The organism is Tropicimonas sp. IMCC34011 (assembly GCF_003390865.1).
In the GTDB taxonomy this organism is placed as follows: Bacteria; Pseudomonadota; Alphaproteobacteria; order Rhodobacterales; family Rhodobacteraceae; genus Tropicimonas_B.
Genome location: NZ_QMEJ01000001.1, coordinates 117514 through 132351 on the forward strand (window position 1 = coordinate 117514; position 14838 = coordinate 132351).

At 68.1% G+C, this 14838-nt stretch carries 14 protein-coding genes; 4 read left to right on the forward strand and 10 right to left on the reverse strand.

The genetic code is table 11. The annotated features are described in order from the left end of the window. Positions 1-18 precede the first annotated feature (18 nt). From DQG15_RS00545 to DQG15_RS00560, 4 genes are all read right to left on the reverse strand, one after another. A complete protein-coding gene (locus DQG15_RS00545) occupies positions 19-1125 on the reverse strand; it encodes a histidine kinase dimerization/phosphoacceptor domain -containing protein (protein ID WP_116081898.1) in 1107 nt (368 codons plus the stop codon). Positions 1126-1214: 89 nt separating this feature from the next. Then, positions 1215-2648 (reverse strand): YdiU family protein, encoded by a 1434-nt coding sequence (locus tag DQG15_RS00550; RefSeq protein ID WP_116083632.1) that lies wholly within the window; start codon positions 2646-2648, stop codon positions 1215-1217. A 127-nt stretch (positions 2649-2775) separates the two neighbouring features. Next, positions 2776-3222, reverse strand: a complete 447-nt coding sequence (locus DQG15_RS00555) for a GNAT family N-acetyltransferase (protein WP_116081900.1) — start codon at positions 3220-3222, stop codon at positions 2776-2778. A 5-nt stretch (positions 3223-3227) separates the two neighbouring features. After that, the gene (locus DQG15_RS00560; RefSeq protein WP_116081902.1) at positions 3228-4163 is read right to left on the reverse strand and encodes a nucleoside hydrolase; all 936 of its coding nucleotides are present in this window, start codon (positions 4161-4163) and stop codon (positions 3228-3230) included. A gap of 105 nt (positions 4164-4268) precedes the next feature. Between DQG15_RS00560 and DQG15_RS00565 the strand changes: the two genes are divergently transcribed. Then, entirely contained in the window at positions 4269-5123 is an 855-nt protein-coding gene (locus DQG15_RS00565; protein ID WP_116081903.1) for an endonuclease/exonuclease/phosphatase family protein, read from the forward strand. Positions 5124-5127: 4 nt separating this feature from the next. Here DQG15_RS00565 and DQG15_RS00570 read toward each other — a convergent pair whose 3' ends face one another. The 4 genes from DQG15_RS00570 to DQG15_RS00585 form a co-directional block, all read right to left on the reverse strand. After that, complete coding sequence (locus DQG15_RS00570; protein ID WP_116081905.1) at positions 5128-5469, reverse strand: hypothetical protein; 342 nt, start codon at positions 5467-5469, stop codon at positions 5128-5130. A gap of 1 nt (position 5470) precedes the next feature. Then, the gene (locus DQG15_RS00575; RefSeq protein ID WP_116081907.1) at positions 5471-6322 is read right to left on the reverse strand and encodes a hypothetical protein; all 852 of its coding nucleotides are present in this window, start codon (positions 6320-6322) and stop codon (positions 5471-5473) included. A gap of 174 nt (positions 6323-6496) precedes the next feature. Beyond that, on the reverse strand, positions 6497-7900 hold the full coding sequence (gene glnA / locus DQG15_RS00580; protein ID WP_116081909.1) for a type I glutamate--ammonia ligase: 1404 nt from the start codon (positions 7898-7900) through the stop codon (positions 6497-6499). 100 nt (positions 7901-8000) lie between these two features. Further along, on the reverse strand, positions 8001-8339 hold the full coding sequence (locus DQG15_RS00585; RefSeq protein WP_116081911.1) for a P-II family nitrogen regulator: 339 nt from the start codon (positions 8337-8339) through the stop codon (positions 8001-8003). Positions 8340-8481: 142 nt separating this feature from the next. Between DQG15_RS00585 and DQG15_RS00590 the strand changes: the two genes are divergently transcribed. Then, positions 8482-10077: an NAD(P)H-hydrate dehydratase gene (locus tag DQG15_RS00590; protein ID WP_232830648.1), complete on the forward strand. Its 1596-nt coding sequence runs from the start codon at positions 8482-8484 to the stop codon at positions 10075-10077. 78 nt (positions 10078-10155) lie between these two features. Here DQG15_RS00590 and DQG15_RS00595 read toward each other — a convergent pair whose 3' ends face one another. Beyond that, positions 10156-11166 carry a Fe(3+) ABC transporter substrate-binding protein gene (locus tag DQG15_RS00595; RefSeq protein ID WP_198665040.1) on the reverse strand — a complete coding sequence of 337 codons (1011 nt, stop codon included), beginning with the start codon at positions 11164-11166 and terminating at the stop codon, positions 10156-10158. A gap of 72 nt (positions 11167-11238) precedes the next feature. After that, positions 11239-12048 carry a nucleoside triphosphate pyrophosphohydrolase gene (gene mazG / locus DQG15_RS00600; protein WP_116081915.1) on the reverse strand — a complete coding sequence of 270 codons (810 nt, stop codon included), beginning with the start codon at positions 12046-12048 and terminating at the stop codon, positions 11239-11241. Positions 12049-12315: 267 nt separating this feature from the next. On the opposite strand from mazG, the gene DQG15_RS00605 reads away from it, so the two are divergent. Beyond that, on the forward strand, positions 12316-14289 hold the full coding sequence (locus DQG15_RS00605; protein WP_116081916.1) for a heme lyase CcmF/NrfE family subunit: 1974 nt from the start codon (positions 12316-12318) through the stop codon (positions 14287-14289). Then, complete coding sequence (locus DQG15_RS00610; RefSeq protein WP_116081918.1) at positions 14286-14759, forward strand: cytochrome c-type biogenesis protein; 474 nt, start codon at positions 14286-14288, stop codon at positions 14757-14759. The genes DQG15_RS00605 and DQG15_RS00610 overlap by 4 nt, the downstream gene beginning before the upstream one ends. Positions 14760-14838 lie beyond the last annotated feature (79 nt).

The following is a 14838-nucleotide window of genomic DNA, read 5'->3' on the forward strand; positions in this document are numbered from 1 at the left end:
GAGATGGCCGGGGGGCGCTCAAGCCCCGTCTCCGTCCTCTCGGGCGGGCAGCGTCAAGCGAAACTGGACGCCGTGTTCGGAGGGAATGCGGGTGAGGACGCCGCCGGCCTGACCGGCCGAGGCTTCCATGATAGAGATCCCGAGGCCGCTTGATTTCGCCGCGCCATCCGGGATCCCCACGCCGTCGTCACCGAGGTCGAGCACGTAGTCGGACCCTTCGTACCTGCCGTGAAGCCGGATCGTTCCGCCCTTGCCGTCCGGAAACGCGTGCTTCACCGAGTTGGTGACGAACTCGTTCACCAGCATGGCGACGCCAGAGGCGCGGCCGGCAAAGAGTTCGAACGAGTCCAGCTCGACGCTCAGCGAGACGCGGTAGGGCAGCTGCCCCTCGGTCAGGCGCGCGACGCGGTGGATGAAAGCCTTGAGATCAACGCGGTTGTAGGAGGCGGAAAGGTGAAGCTGGTCGTGCAGGAGGGAGATGGATCCCACCCGCCGCTCGGCCTGCTCCAGCGCCGCCTTCGCTTCCTGTCCTTTCACCCGGCGCGCCTGCATCCGCAGGAATGCACCGACCATCTGCAGGGAATTCTTCACCCGGTGGTCGATTTCGCTTGTCAGGATGCGCTGCGCGTCCATCGCGGAGAGGAGCTGGATCTGCGCGTCCACCTCGCGGCCGAGGGCCACGAGGGCCTCGCGCTGCATTTCCGTCAGCGTATGTGGTTCATGCCCGAGCACGCAGAGCGAGCCGAGCGCGACACCGGCGGGGGAATGGATGGGCGTGCCAGCATAGAAGCGCACGAACGGCGCGCCGGTGCAGATCGCGTTGTTCTTTGTCCGGTCGTCCTCGAGCGTGTCGTGGATCTCCAGCAGGCCCCCCTTGGCGATGGTATGGACGCAGATCGCCTGTTCGAGCGACGTTCCGTCCAGATCGGTGCCATAGGAAGCCTTGAAGTCCTGCCGGTCGGTTTCGAGGATCGTGACCAGCCCGATGGGCACCTCGCAGATGCGCGCGGCGAGCCATGCGATGCGCTCGAAATGCTCGTTGGAGGAGGACGACATCGGCAGGGCGCGCAGCTCGGATTGCCGCTCGCTGTGCTCCGTCTTCCATGTCTTGGAGTTAAGCGGCATCAGCCCCGCCTAGGTTCATTCGTTCGGATATGCCGACCTGTGCGCAAAGGCGACTATCGTGACGGAATAGCCTTGTTTTGCGGCGCGGATCAAGTGCCACAGAACGTCGTCGTCACAACCTCGCTCTCCTGCGGTGGCCGGCGGAGATCCTCGGTCCCCTGAGGCGGGTCAAACGGGTGCCTGAGAGCGGCGGCGAGGCGCCGGGCGGGCGCAAGATTGCCGGCGACGGCGGCCTGTATGGCCTCCTCGATGCGGTGGTTGCGCGGGATCAGCGCGGGGTTCGCGGCAAGAAGCCGGGCCTGCGCCCCCTCAGCGCCGCCGTGACGCGCAAGCCGTTCGCGCCACGCCGTCTCCCACGCATCAAACGCGTCACGGTCGGTCACGTGGTCCGCCGCGCCCCCTTCGCCGAGGGCGCGGAAGGTCAGCGTCATGTCCGAGCCGCCCTTCGCCATCAGGGTCAGCAGCCGCCCGGCGAGGTCCACATCCGCGTCCTCCTCGCCCAGAAGGCCGAGCTTGCGGCGGAAGACCCGAGCCCATTCGGACTGGAAGGCGGGCGGATAGGCGTCCATCGCGGCCTGCGCATCCTCCAGGGAGCCGCCCTCTTCCTCGATCAGTGGCAAAAGGCAGGTCGCAAGCTGCGCGAGGTTCCAGGCGAGGATCTCCGGCTGCTTGTTGTAGGCGTAGCGGCCGTGCTGATCGATCGAGGAAAAGACCTTGTTCGGCACGTAGGTGTCGAGAAAGGCGCAGGGACCGAAGTCGATCGTTTCGCCCGAAACGGAGGTGTTGTCGGTGTTCATCACGCCGTGGACGAACCCGACCCCCATCCAGTCCGCGACGAGCCGCGCCTGCGCCCGGACGACGCCGTTAAGCAGCCCGAGCGCTCCCTCGGCCTCGGGGTAGTGCCGCGCGCGGGCATGATCTGCGAGCGCGCGCAGGGCCTCGGTATCCTGTCGCGCGGCGAAGAACTGGAACGTGCCGACGCGGATATGGGAGGAGGCGACGCGGGTGAGGACGGCGCCCGGCAGGACCGTCTCCCGCATGACGTTCTGGCCCGTGGAAACCGCCGCGAGAGCGCGGGTCGTCGGAATGCCGAGGGCGGCCATGGCTTCGCTGACGATATACTCCCGGATCACCGGTCCGACCCAGGCCCGACCGTCGCCCATCCGCGAATAGGGAGTCGGGCCGGATCCCTTGAGTTGGATGTCCCGCCGCTGTCCCGCGCGATCGACGATCTCGCCGAGGAGCAGCGCGCGGCCATCGCCGAGCTGCGGGTTGAAGCCGCCGAACTGATGCCCGGCATAGACCTGTGCGAGCGGACGGGCGCCCTCGGGGACGATGTTCCCGGCAAGGAGCGCGACACCGTCGTCGGATGCCAGCGCCTCGGCGTCCAGTCCCAGCTCGCCGGCGAGCGTCTCGTTCAGGAGCATCAGGCGCGGCTCGGCGACGGCCGACGGCTCCTGCCGGGTGTAGAACCGCTCGGGCAGGTCGGCATACGTGCTCTCAAGGGGAATGTTCAGTGTCATGGGACGCAGGTAGGGCGGAACCGAGGCGTTGCACAGGGGGGTGACGGTGCGGGAGCGCATGCGCATCGACAAACGAGCGCCGGACCGCCCCGCAAGAGGCCGGGATGCCAGCGCGCCGTCGCGGGGTCTAGAGCCGCCGCACCAGCCTCAGAGCGCCCTCTTCGGACCGGAAGCCGAGGCGATTCCAGTCCAGCGCCTCTCGCGATCCCTCGATCGCGGTGATGGCCAGTGACACGAGGCCGGCCTCCTTCAGTGCCGGTATCAGAGCCGCCAGCGCCTCCGTGTCCATCCCCCGTCCGCGAACGGCCTTGCGGATGTAGAGCTCGTCGAAGCGGCCAGAGATACCACCCCAGCGCAGGGACCAGCCGAAGGACAGCGACGCATAGCCTACCGGCGCGTTCTTCGGGCCGACGAGATAGACCGCACCATGGGGGGAGCCGTTCAGGAGCGGGAAGAGGGAGCCCGTCCGGCTCTCCTCGTCGCCCTTGACGCCCAGCTCCTCGTGATGAGCCGCGACCATGGGGAGCAGGCGCGCCAGATCGTCTGGGCCGCACAGGTGAAGACGGGTTGTCATGTCGCTCAGAGTCGCCCGATACGCTCGGTGAGGAGGGAGAAGAAGCCGTCCGCATCGAGCCCGCCGATGAAGGTCGCGTTGGCCTTCCGGTCCGTAACGCCCCACCAGTCCGCCACCGTCATTCCGCGCGTGAAGCGGCCCTCCGTCTCGATCTCGACGTTGATCTTTCGGCCGGTGAAGAGGTCGGGCTTCAGCAGGTAGGCGATCACGCAAGGGTCGTGCAGCGGGCCGCCGTCGCCGCCGTATTTCTGGACGTCGAAGCGCTCGTAGAAGTCGAGCCATCCGCAGGCCGCCTCCGCCACAGGCGTGCCGAGGGCCCGGATTGCGTCCAGCCGGGTGCGGTCGATCAGCGCCTTGTGGGTCACGTCGAGCGGCAGGACGGTGATCGGGACGCCGGACGCAAAGACGATCTCGGCGGCTTCGGGATCCACGTAGATGTTGAATTCCGCCGTGGGGGTGATGTTGCCCACCTCGAAATAGGCGCCGCCCATCAGGACGATGCCGCCAATCCGTTCGGCGATGTCCGGCGCGCGGGTCAGGGCCGTCGCGACATTCGTCAGCGGGCCAAGGGCGCAGATGGTGATCTCGCCGGGCGCGCTCTCCCGCACCAGCCGGATGATCGCGTTGACGCCATGTTCCTCGGCCAGCGGCATCGTCGGGTCGGGCAGGTCGGTGCCGTCGAGGCCGGTCTTGCCGTGGACGTGCTCCGCCGTCACCAGCGGCTGGGACAGCGGCGCGTCGCAGCCGGCATGGACCGCGATATCGCGCCGACCGGCAAGCTCGCAGACCTTGCGCGCGTTCACCGCCGTCAGCGGCAGGGGGACGTTGCCCGCAACCGCCGTCACGGCGAGCAGGTCGAGTTCGGGGCTGCCGAGGGCGAGCAGGATGGCGACGGCGTCGTCCTGCCCGGGATCGGTGTCTATGATGATTTTGCGCGTCATGACCGAGACATGACCGGCGGCGCTCAGCTTGTCCAGATGGCGGGGGCTTTCGGACCGGCTCCAGTCCCGTCAGGGTCGCTCTGACCGAAAGATCCCGGAGGGCATATGGCACTGATCTGGACATTCGTTGCCGGCCTGGGCGGGCTTGCGCTGGCGGGCAGCTTCCTCGGCGCGCTGCACCCGGCCGGGGATTCGCTGGCCGTCTTCCGCCTCTGGATCGCCGGCGCGCTCGCGTTGTGGCTCCTGCTCGGCACGAGCCTTGGCCTGTGCAGATGGACCTGGCTGATCCTGCCGGCCGTGGCGATCCTGCCCGTGCTCTGGGCCTACAGCGCGCCGGAGGGCGGCGGCGAGCGGACGATCTACCAGAAGAACATGCTGTTCCGGCCGAAGGATCTCGGCCCGATCGAGGCGGACATCCGATCTGTGGGGGCGGACATCGTCATGCTGCAGGAGGTGTCGGACGCGAACCAGCCGATCCTCGGCGCCCTGTCTGACATGCTGCCTTCGCAGACCTTCTGCCCGGGCCCGTCGGTGGGCGGCGTGGCTGTGCTGTCGCGCTGGCCGAAGATCGAGGGCACGGAGGTTTGCGCCAGCGGGGTCGCGGCGATGCGGGTGCGAAGCCCTGACGGACCGCTCTGGATCGTCTCCGTTCATCTCAGCTGGCCATGGCCAAGGGCGCAGGCGGCGCAGGTCCGGATCCTGGAAGATCGCCTGAGGATGCTCGACGGGCCGGTGGTGATGGCCGGAGATTTCAACATGGTCCGGTGGTCGTCCGCGGTCCGGCGCCTGGCACGTGCGAGCCGGACGGCGCCGGCGGGCCGCGCGCGGGGGAGCTTCAGGCTCGTGGATACCGTGCCGATCGCGATCGACAACGTGCTGATCCCGAAAGGGGAGCACGGGGCGAGCGAGCTCAGGGGCCTGTTCGGCTCGGACCACAAGGGACTCGTGGTGCGCTACTGACGCCTCAAATCAGGCCGAAGGCGAGAAGCGTCGCGGTGAACAGAAGGGAGCCGATGGCGAGGGCCGGCACCAGCGCGAGGAGGAAGACCAGAACCAGCGCCAGCGGCAGGTTGGTCTCGCTGTCCTCTCTCCGGATGCGCTTCAGGAGCCACGCCCCGATCGCCGGATTGCGCCGCTTCACCTGGCGCGTGACCAGAAGCGCCTGAGCCCTGCGCGCGCGCGCCCGCTCGCCGTAGCTCACGGGTGCCGGTGCGGGCGGCGCCTCCTCCCGGCCAGTAAAGGCGAGCGCGTCGGGGGAGGAGCTGGAGAAGTACATGTCGATGGAATCGGAATTGCCGGCCTGCATGTTACGCCGCCTTTCCACTGGGTAAGGGAATGATCCCCGAGGGAGGAACGACGGGGCCGCCGTCCCGCAGAGTGAGGGACAGGTTCAGCGTCCCGTTCGCCTGTCGTGCGACTTCGATGCGCTCGCCGTTCGAAACGCCGAAGACGGGGGGCGCGTCGTTGCCGCAGCGAAGGTGTGTCACGAGCGCGTAGGCCCGCTCCGCCATCCAGGCAAGTGGCGCCGGGCTCGGCTCGAACCGGATCGCGTGGCCGCAGATCTGCGCCGCGCCCTCGAGGTCGAACCCGACCTGGTCCGGCGGGCCCTCCGCCTCTGGTGCCAGCGGCCGGGGATGCAGGTAGACCGGCAGCGGATAGAGCATGTCCACGGCGCAGAGGAACCGACTCGCCGAGAAGAACTGGTTCGACTGGGACCAGAAGACCGCCTCCGCCTCTGTCGAGGAGGCCAGCAGCCAGCCGGTGCAGACGTGAAGCACGCTGAGCATGGTGTCGAAGGCGTCGGCCGAGGGCAGGTGCGGAAGGGCGCCGTAGGGGCCGCCGACCACGCGGATCGTCAACGCCACGCCTTCGGCTGCGGCCCAGTCCGCCCAGGGCTCGCCGATCACGTGCGGCAGGCGGGAGGTCAGGGCGGCGGCGGTGCGGCAGGAGGGCAGAGGGCCCGCCTCCGAGGAAAGGATGACATGCAGTTCGCCCGCGTCGAGGACCACCCCGTCGGGGGCCTCCACACGAGAGAAGATCAGCTCCGAGGCGGCGAATGTCTGGTTCATCGCAACCGCGAGGGCACGCGCGTCGAGCGCGGCGACATGCCTTGCCAGAAGCGCTGCGTAGATACTCGCGGAATAGGACGGATCATCCATGACATTTCACCGTAAGGAGGTGCGCCCGTCCTACCTCGCGCGCAATCGCGACTATTTTAGGGCATCGCGCTGAACATTTCGCAAACCCCGGACGCCATTACGAAAACGGGGCGCCGAAGCGCCCCGTTCCTGCCTTTTGGGTGGTCCCCGCCGGAGCGGGGCGCCATGCCGCGATCAGCAGCTGTAGTACATCTTGAATTCGACCGGGTGCGGCGTGTGCTCGAACTGGTAGATCTCTTCCCACTTGAGCGCCATGTAGCCGGCGATCTGGTCTTCGGTGAAGACGTCGCCCTGGGTGAGGAAGCCCATGTCGGCCTCCAGTTCCTCGAGCGCTTCGCGCAGCGACGCGCAGACCGTCGGGATGCCGGCGAGTTCTTCGGCGGGCAGGTCGTAGAGGTCCTTGTCCATCGCTTCGCCCGGGTGGATCTTGTTCTTGATCCCGTCGAGGCCGGCCAGAAGCAGGGCCGAGAAGCAGAGGTAGGGGTTCGCAGCCGGGTCGGGGAAGCGGGCTTCGACGCGCTTGGCCTTCGGGCTTTCCGCCCACGGGATCCGCACGCAGCCGGACCGGTTCCGGGCGGAGTAGGCGCGCAGGACCGGCGCCTCGAAGCCCGGGATCAGGCGCTTGTAGGAGTTCGTGGTCGGGTTGGTGAAAGCGTTCAGGGCCTTGGCGTGCTTCAGGATGCCGCCGATGTACCACAGGGCCTCGTCGGACAGGTCGGCATACTTGTCGCCGGCGAAGAGCGGCGCGCCGTCCTTCCAGATCGACATGTTGACGTGCATCCCGGTGCCGTTGTCGCCGGAGATCGGCTTCGGCATGAACGTCGCGGACTTGCCGTAGGCATGGGCGACGTTGTGGATGATGTACTTGTACTTCTGGATCTCGTCGGCCTGCTTGGTCAGCGTGCCGAAGATGAGGCCCAGCTCGTGCTGACAGGACGCCACCTCGTGGTGGTGCTTGTCGACCTTCATGCCGATGCGCTTCATCGTGGACAGCATCTCGGAGCGGAGGTCCACCGCGTCATCCACCGGGTTCACCGGGAAGTAGCCGCCCTTGATGCCGGGCCGATGGCCCATGTTGCCCATCTCGAACTCGGTATCCGTGTTCCAGGAGCCGTCGGCCGCGTCGACCTCGTAGGACACCTTGTTCATGCCGACCTGGAACCGGACATTGTCGAACAGGAAGAACTCGGCCTCGGGGCCGAAGAACGCCTGGTCGCCGATGCCGCTCTCGCGCAGGTACGCCTCGGCGCGCTCCGCGGTGCCGCGCGGGTCGCGGTCGTAGACTTCGCCGGTGTCGGGCTCGACCACGGTGCAGTGCAGGCACAGGGTCTTCTCGGCGTAGAACGGGTCGATGTAGCCGCTGTCGAGGCTGGGCATCAGCTTCATGTCGGACTGGTCGATCGACTTCCAGCCGGCGATCGAGGAGCCGTCGAACATGAAACCTTCCTCGAGGAAGTCTTCGTCGACCTGGTCGGACATCACCGTGACGTGCTGCAGCTTGCCGCGCGGGTCGGTGAAGCGGATATCGACGTACTCGACGTCCTCATCCTTGATTCGCTTGAGAACTTCGTTGGTCATGGACCGTGTTTCCTTCCTTGATCGTGATCGCGTGTGGTGGGGGCCGCCGGAGCATGCGCTTCTCTACCTGCCCGCGCGGCGCGGGCGGTCGGGCCGCGGCTCAGATTGCGTCTTCGCCGTGCTCGCCGGTCCGGATGCGGATCGCCTGCTCGACGGGGCTGACGAAGATCTTGCCGTCCCCGATCTTGTCGGTCTTCGCTGCGGTGCAGATCGTCTCGATCGCCTGCTCCACCTGAGCTGCGGCAAGGACGATCTCGATCTTCACCTTCGGCAGGAAGTCGACGACATATTCGGCGCCGCGATAGAGCTCGGTATGACCCTTCTGGCGGCCGAACCCCTTCACCTCGATGACGCTAAGACCCTGTACGCCCATCTCCTGGAGCGCGTCCTTCACATCGTCGAGCTTGAAGGGTTTGATGATGGCCTCGATCTTTTTCATGATTGTGGCCGACTCCCTTTCCTGTCCCGGTTCGCGAGAGACCATCAACGCCGGTAAGGGGCAATTCAAGAGGCAACGGCGTGCGGCCGCGATTTGGGCGAATGATGCCTCATGCCCAAGATATAATCAGGGCGCACGATAAATGAGCAGTTTGGGAATTTACCAGATGCGCGATTGTCCGACATCCGCCCAGATGGGCGCCATCGAAACGAGCGCCGTGAAAGATGGCGTCACCACGGGAGCGGAAATGATGCGGTGCGCCGGTCGCGCCTTGGCCAGGGCCGCGTTTGAGGCGTCCGGCGCGGAGCCGGGGGACCGCGCCCTGGTGCTCTGCGGGCCCGGAAACAACGGCGGGGACGGCTATGTCGCGGCCATTGCCCTCCGCGAGGCGGGGCTCGACGTGCAGGTCTGTGCGCTCGGCGATCCGCGCAAGCTGGGTGGGGACGCGGCCCTTTTTGCCGAAGAATGGGGCGAGGCGATCGCTCCGCTCGATCCCGAGGCGCTGGGGCAGGGGCCGCGCCCCGTTCTGGTGATCGACGCCGTCTTCGGCACGGGCCTCTCCCGCCCGGTTCCGGATGTGCTTCCGAAGGCCTTCGCCGCGATCAGGTCCGCACCCGGGGAGGCGCCCCTCACGATCGTCGCCGCCGACATCCCCTCCGGCATCCAGTCCTATACGGGCGCGCTTCTGGCGCCCGAAGCCGCCGCGGAAGTCCTCGCCGCGGACCTCACGATCGCCTTTCACGCCGCCAAGCCCGGCCATTTCCTCGGGCAGGGCCCGGCGGTCTGCGGCGCGCTCGAGATCGCCCCGATCGGCCTTGCGCAGGACGATCGCACACCGCCCCTGACCGAACCACACAAGGGCGACATCGTGCGTCTCATCGCGCCGGATGCGGCGGAGGCCGCGGACTGGCTGGCCGGGTGGGCCCGCCCGGAGCCCGGTGGCCACAAGTTCTCCCGCGGCCACGCCCTCGTTCTCGGCGGCGGTCCGGGCAAGGGCGGGGCGGCCCGCATGGCGGCGAGAGCGGCGCTGCGCACCGGCGCCGGCCTTGTCACGCTCGGGGTGCCGGCGGATGCGATCACCGAGAACGCCGCCCGCCTCGACGCGATCATGCTCTCGGTGATCGAGACCGCGGATGACCTTGGCGGCATGCTGAAGGACCACCGGCTCTCCGCCCTCGTCCTCGGTCCCGGGCTGGGCATCGGGGAGCGCACGCGGGCCATGGTCCGCGTAAGCCTCGAGGCCAAGCGTGCCACGATCCTCGACGCGGATGCGCTGACCTCGTTCGCGGATCATCCCGAGGAGCTGTTCGACCTCCTCCACGAAGACGCGATTCTAACCCCGCACGAGGGCGAATTTTCCCGGCTCTTTCCCGATCTTGGCCTGAAGTCCCGCGACATGTCCAAGATCGACGCCGCACGACGCGCGGCGGACCGGGCGGGCTGCGTTATCCTGCTGAAGGGGGCGGCCACGATCATCGCCTCACCGGGCGGCGCCGCGTCGCTGCATCCCGGCCTTTACGAGCGGGACACGCGCTGGCTCGCCACCGCCGGCGCAGGGGATACGCTCTGCGGCATTCTCGCAGGCCTCGCGGCCCATGCGCCGGAGGGACAGCTTCACGGCGCGGCCGAGTGCGCCACCTGGATCCACGCCGAAGCTGCCCGCAGCTTCGGTCCGGGCCTCATCGCAGAGGACATACCGGACCGGATCCCCGACCTCTATCGCGCCCACGGCCTGTAGCGGCGGCGGGCGCGACCTGTTTCTCCACCTGACGGCCGAGGCCCGGGGCGTCCGTGGGCGCCACCGGGCTGGGAGCCGTCAGCCGTCGAAGTCGACGATCTCCATCAGGCGCACCGCCTCCGCGCGCAGGTCGGCGAGGTCCTGGAGGTTCGCATCGTCTGCTTCGAAGCTTCCCCAGCTCTTCACGGTCTCGGACTGGGAGACGTTCTCGTTCACGGGGTATTCGTTGTTGATCTCGGCGTAGAGCTCCTGGCCGTGCGCCGTGGCGAGGTACTCCATCAGCTGCAAGGCGTTTTCCCGGTTCGGAGCGGCCTTTGTCATCGCAACACCGGAGATGTTCACGTGGGTGCCGCCCTCCTCGAAGGTCGGAAAGACGAGGCGGACCGCGTCGGCCCAGGCCTGCTGCTCGGGATCCGACTGCATCAGCGCCATGTAGTAGGTGTTCCCGAGGGAGATATCGCATTCGCCCTCGCTGATCGCCTTGACCTGCGCCCGGTCATTGCCCTGCGGACGGCGCGCGAGGTTCGCCTTCAGACCGCGCAGCCAGTCTTCGGTGAACTCGGCCCCGTGCTGCTCGATCATTCCTGCCGTCAGGGCGATGTTGTAGGGGTGAAGGCCGGAGCGGGTGCAGATGCGCCCCTCCCACTCGGGATCCGCCAGCGCCTCGTAGGTCGTGATCTCGCCGTCCGCCACACGCTCGCGGCTGGCATAGACGGCCCGTGCGCGGGTGGTCAGGGCGAACCAGTCCCGGTCCGGATCGCGGTAGGCGGCCGGGATCGCCTCGTCGAGAACATCCGACTCAACCGGCTGCAGGACGCCCGCCTGCTTCAGCGCGTCCAGTCGCCCGATATCGACGGTAAAGGCGAGATCGGCGGGGGAGCGCGCCCCTTCGGCGCGCAGGCGTTCCTCGATTCCGGTGTCGATGTAGACCGAGTTGACCTCGATCCCCGTCTCCTCGGTGAAGGTCTCGAAGATCGGGTCGATCAGCTCTGGCTGACGGTTCGAGTAGACGTTCACCTCCTCGGCCATCGCCGGCAGCGCGGCACTGCCGATGAGGATCGCGGCGATGGAAATGCGAATGTCGGTCATGGGGAGCTCCTTGTCCTGGTCCGGGCAATGGATGGCAAAGCGAGCGGCCCGGGGCAAGTATTTCCGATAATTTTAATCGGACTTTTCGCGCGCCTTCACCTCAGCCCAGATGGCGTCCATCTCCAACAGGTCCGACTGCGCCGGGGCACGGCCGCGCGCACCGAGTTCGTCCTCCACCGCCGCGAAGCGGCGCTGGAACTTGGTATTCGTGCGCCTCAGCGCGGCTTCGGGATCGACGCCGAGCTTCCGGACGAGGTTCACCACGGCGAAAAGCAGGTCCCCGGCTTCGTCCTCGATCCTGTCCGCATCGCCGTCGCGGGCGACCTCGGCCAGCTCTCCGGCCTCCTCGACGATCTTGTCCAGAACACCGGCCTCGTCCGGCCAGTCGAAGCCCACGCGGGCGGCACGGTTCTGCAACTTGAGGGCACGGCTGAGCGCCGGCAGGGCGATGGCAACGCCGTCGAGGACCCGCGTCTCGCCCCGCGCCCTGCGCTCATTCGCCTTCTGAACCTCCCAGGCCGCGTTCTGGGCCGCTTCGTCCGCGATCTGTTCGGTGCCGAAGACATGCGGGTGCCGCAGGATCATCTTCTCGGCCGCGATCCGGGCGATATCGCCGAAGTCGAACCGCTCTTCCTCGCGCCCCATCTGGGCGAAGTAGACGACCTGCAGGAGAAGGTCCCCCAGTTCCCCCGGCACCTCGTTCCACGCCGACCGCGCAATCGCATCGGCCACCTCGTAGGCCTCTTCGATCGTGTAGGGCGCGATGGTCGACCAGGTCTGCTCCAGGTCCCACGGACAGCCGTCCGCAGGATCGCGGAGCGCAGCCATCACGGCGAGGAGACGCGGAAGGGGCTCGGCGGGGAGGGTGTCGGGATCGATCATGGCGCAGGAAGAGCCGTGGACGGCGCGGGCGTCAAGAGGGGGCAGGTGCGGTGCGGCCCGCGGTCAGCCCGCGGCGGACGCTCCCTCGTCCCTCCGCCGCGCGGCCACACGCTCCCCCCACGCGCCGGCCACTGGGAAGGACGATCCGGCCTCCGTAGGATCCCCAGCGCCATCTGGCCTGGGCCCCGCTCGCCCGCCGCGTCACGTGCGCGCAGCACGCGCTCGGGCGGCTTCCGCATGGCGCGCGCGGCCTGTAGGCTGCGCCCCATGATCACAGAGCTCGCCCATTTCGCCCTGATCCTCGCTGCCATCGCGGCAATCATTCAGATGATCGTTCCGATGATCGGCGCCGCCAAGGGCTGGGCGGGGTGGATGGAGGCGGCCCGGCCGGCGGCATCGGCGCAGGTCCTGCTGACGGGCTTTGCCTTTGCCGCCCTGATGCGGGCCTTCGTCGTGTCGGATTTCTCGCTCGCGGTGGTCGTCGCCAACAGCCATACCGACAAGCCGATGCTCTACAAGATCAGTGGCGTCTGGGGGAACCACGAGGGCTCCCTGCTTCTCTGGGTGCTGATCCTCGCGCTCTTCGGGGCCACCGTCGCCTGGTTTGGACAGGGTTTGCGGACCTCGCTTCGGGCCCGGGTCCTCGCCGTTCAGGCCTCCGTGGGCGTCGCGTTCTACGGGCTGATCCTGCTGACCTCCAACCCGTTCGAGCGGCTCGCCGTGCCGCCGATGAACGGTCAGGATCTGAACCCGCTCCTGCAGGATCCCGGTCTCGCGTTCCATCCGCCCTTTCTCTACCTCGGCTATGTCGGGCTCTCGATGTCCTTCTCCTTCGCCGTCGCTGCGCTGATCGAAGGGCGGGTGGACGCCGCATGGGGCCGCTGGGTGCGCCCCTGGACGCTAGCCGCCTGGCTCTTCCTCACCGCGGGCATCGCCCTGGGATCCTGGTGGGCCTATTACGAGCTCGGCTGGGGCGGTTTCTGGTTCTGGGACCCGGTGGAGAACGCATCCTTCATGCCGTGGCTCATCGCCGGCGCGCTTCTGCATTCCGCCGCCGTCACCGAAAAGCGCGAGACGCTCAAGAGCTGGACCGTCCTTCTGGCCATCCTCGCCTTTGGCTTCTCGCTTCTCGGCACGTTCATCGTTCGCTCGGGCGTTCTGACCTCGGTCCACGCCTTTGCGACGGATCCGCTCCGGGGCAACGTGATCCTCGGGATCTTCACCTTCTTCGTCGGCGGGGCGCTGCTCCTCTATGCCATCCGTGCCCGCGAGATGACCGCCCGCAGCGCCTTCGCGACGCTGTCCCGGGAAAGCGCGCTCGTGGCGAACAACGTGCTGCTCGCCGTCGGCGCCTTTGTCGTGTTCGTCGGGACGCTCTGGCCGCTGGCCGCCGAGATGTTCTTCGGCCGCACGCTCTCCGTTGGCGCGCCGTTCTTCGACGCCGCCTTCACCCCGTTCATGATCGTCCTTGCGCTCATCCTGCCGGTGGGCGCCGTGCTCCCCTGGAAGCGCGCCACGGGAAAGTCCGTCCGGCCCCTGCGCATCGCAGCCGCCGCCGCATTCCTCGCCGCCGCGCTGGCCTGGACCCTCGGGACCGGCAAGCCGATCCTCGCGCCGCTCGGCGTCGGCCTCGCGGTCTGGGTGATCGCCGGCGCCGCGGTCGATCTGGCGCAGCGGACCGGTCGCGGGTCATTCGCCGAGCGCGCCGGCCGCCTCCGTCGCCTGCCCGGCGCGGATTGGGGGCGCAGCGTCGCCCATGCCGGCTTCGGCGTCACCATCCTCGGCATCTCCGCGCTCCTGGGCTGGCAGGTGGAGGACATCCGCGTCGCGGCGGTTGGCGAGCGATTCGAGGTCGCGGGCTACGGCGTGACCCTCGCCGATGTCACCCAAGGCCGCGGCCCCAACTACACGACCACGATGGCGGATATGCGCGTCGACAAGGGGGGCCGCGTGATCGCCCGCCTGCACCCGGAGCGCCGCGTCTATCCCGTCGCCGGAATGCCGACCACGGAAGCCGCCATCCGGAGTGGCGTCCTGCGGGACCTCTACCTCGTGATCGGCGCACAGCAGGACAGCGGCGACTGGGCCGTCCGCACCTACATCAAGCCGTTCGCCAGCTGGATCTGGGCGGGCGCCATCATCATGTCGATCGGCGGCGCGATGTCGCTCGGGGACCGCCGCCTGCGCCTCGCGGCGATCCGGCGCAAGGCCGCGCCAGCCTCCGGAGTGCCCGCGGAATGAGACACATCTTCGCCGCTCTCCTGATCGCGCTCGCAGCGCTTCCCGCCCTCGCCGTCACGCCGGACGAGATGCTGGAGGATCCCGCCCTCGAGGCCCGCGCGCGCGACCTCTCGACCGGGATCCGCTGCCTCGTCTGCCGCTCCGAGAGCATTGACGAGAGCAATGCGGATCTCGCCCGCGACCTGCGCGTCCTCGTCCGCGAGCGCATCCTCGCAGGCGACACCGACGAGGAGATCGAGGCCTATCTCGTGTCCCGGTACGGCGAATACGTGCTTCTGCGCCCGGACACCTCGGGGGCGAATCTCCTTCTCTGGGCCGCTGGACCGCTGGCGCTCCTCGCAGGGCTCGGCGTCTCGGTGTTCTACATCCGCCGCCAGCGCAGCTACGACGGGGCCGGTGCCACCCATTTCAGTGCAGCCGAGCGCCGCCGTCTCGACGAGCTGACGGAGGGCGAGCAGGGCCGGCACTGACGCAGTGTCACGGCTCGCGCTCCCTTCCCCTCGAAGCTGCCCTCGGACATCCTCTCCGGCGCAGAAGTCATGCCGGGGA

Bases quoted from the DNA above. Each gene is read 5' to 3' on its own strand.
- DQG15_RS00545 (WP_116081898.1), bottom strand. From the start codon at position 1,125: ATGCCGCTTAACTCCAAGACATGGAAGACGGAGCACAGCGAGCGGCAA.
- DQG15_RS00550 (WP_116083632.1), bottom strand. From the start codon at position 2,648: ATGACACTGAACATTCCCCTTGAGAGCACGTATGCCGACCTGCCCGAG.
- DQG15_RS00555 (WP_116081900.1), bottom strand. From the start codon at position 3,222: ATGACAACCCGTCTTCACCTGTGCGGCCCAGACGATCTGGCGCGCCTG.
- DQG15_RS00560 (WP_116081902.1), bottom strand. From the start codon at position 4,163: ATGACGCGCAAAATCATCATAGACACCGATCCCGGGCAGGACGACGCC.
- DQG15_RS00565 (WP_116081903.1), top strand. From the start codon at position 4,269: ATGGCACTGATCTGGACATTCGTTGCCGGCCTGGGCGGGCTTGCGCTG.
- DQG15_RS00570 (WP_116081905.1), bottom strand. From the start codon at position 5,469: ATGCAGGCCGGCAATTCCGATTCCATCGACATGTACTTCTCCAGCTCC.
- DQG15_RS00575 (WP_116081907.1), bottom strand. From the start codon at position 6,322: ATGGATGATCCGTCCTATTCCGCGAGTATCTACGCAGCGCTTCTGGCA.
- glnA (WP_116081909.1), bottom strand. From the start codon at position 7,900: ATGACCAACGAAGTTCTCAAGCGAATCAAGGATGAGGACGTCGAGTAC.
- DQG15_RS00585 (WP_116081911.1), bottom strand. From the start codon at position 8,339: ATGAAAAAGATCGAGGCCATCATCAAACCCTTCAAGCTCGACGATGTG.
- DQG15_RS00590 (WP_232830648.1), top strand. From the start codon at position 8,482: ATGAGCAGTTTGGGAATTTACCAGATGCGCGATTGTCCGACATCCGCC.
- DQG15_RS00595 (WP_198665040.1), bottom strand. From the start codon at position 11,166: ATGACCGACATTCGCATTTCCATCGCCGCGATCCTCATCGGCAGTGCC.
- mazG (WP_116081915.1), bottom strand. From the start codon at position 12,048: ATGATCGATCCCGACACCCTCCCCGCCGAGCCCCTTCCGCGTCTCCTC.
- DQG15_RS00605 (WP_116081916.1), top strand. From the start codon at position 12,316: ATGATCACAGAGCTCGCCCATTTCGCCCTGATCCTCGCTGCCATCGCG.
- DQG15_RS00610 (WP_116081918.1), top strand. From the start codon at position 14,286: ATGAGACACATCTTCGCCGCTCTCCTGATCGCGCTCGCAGCGCTTCCC.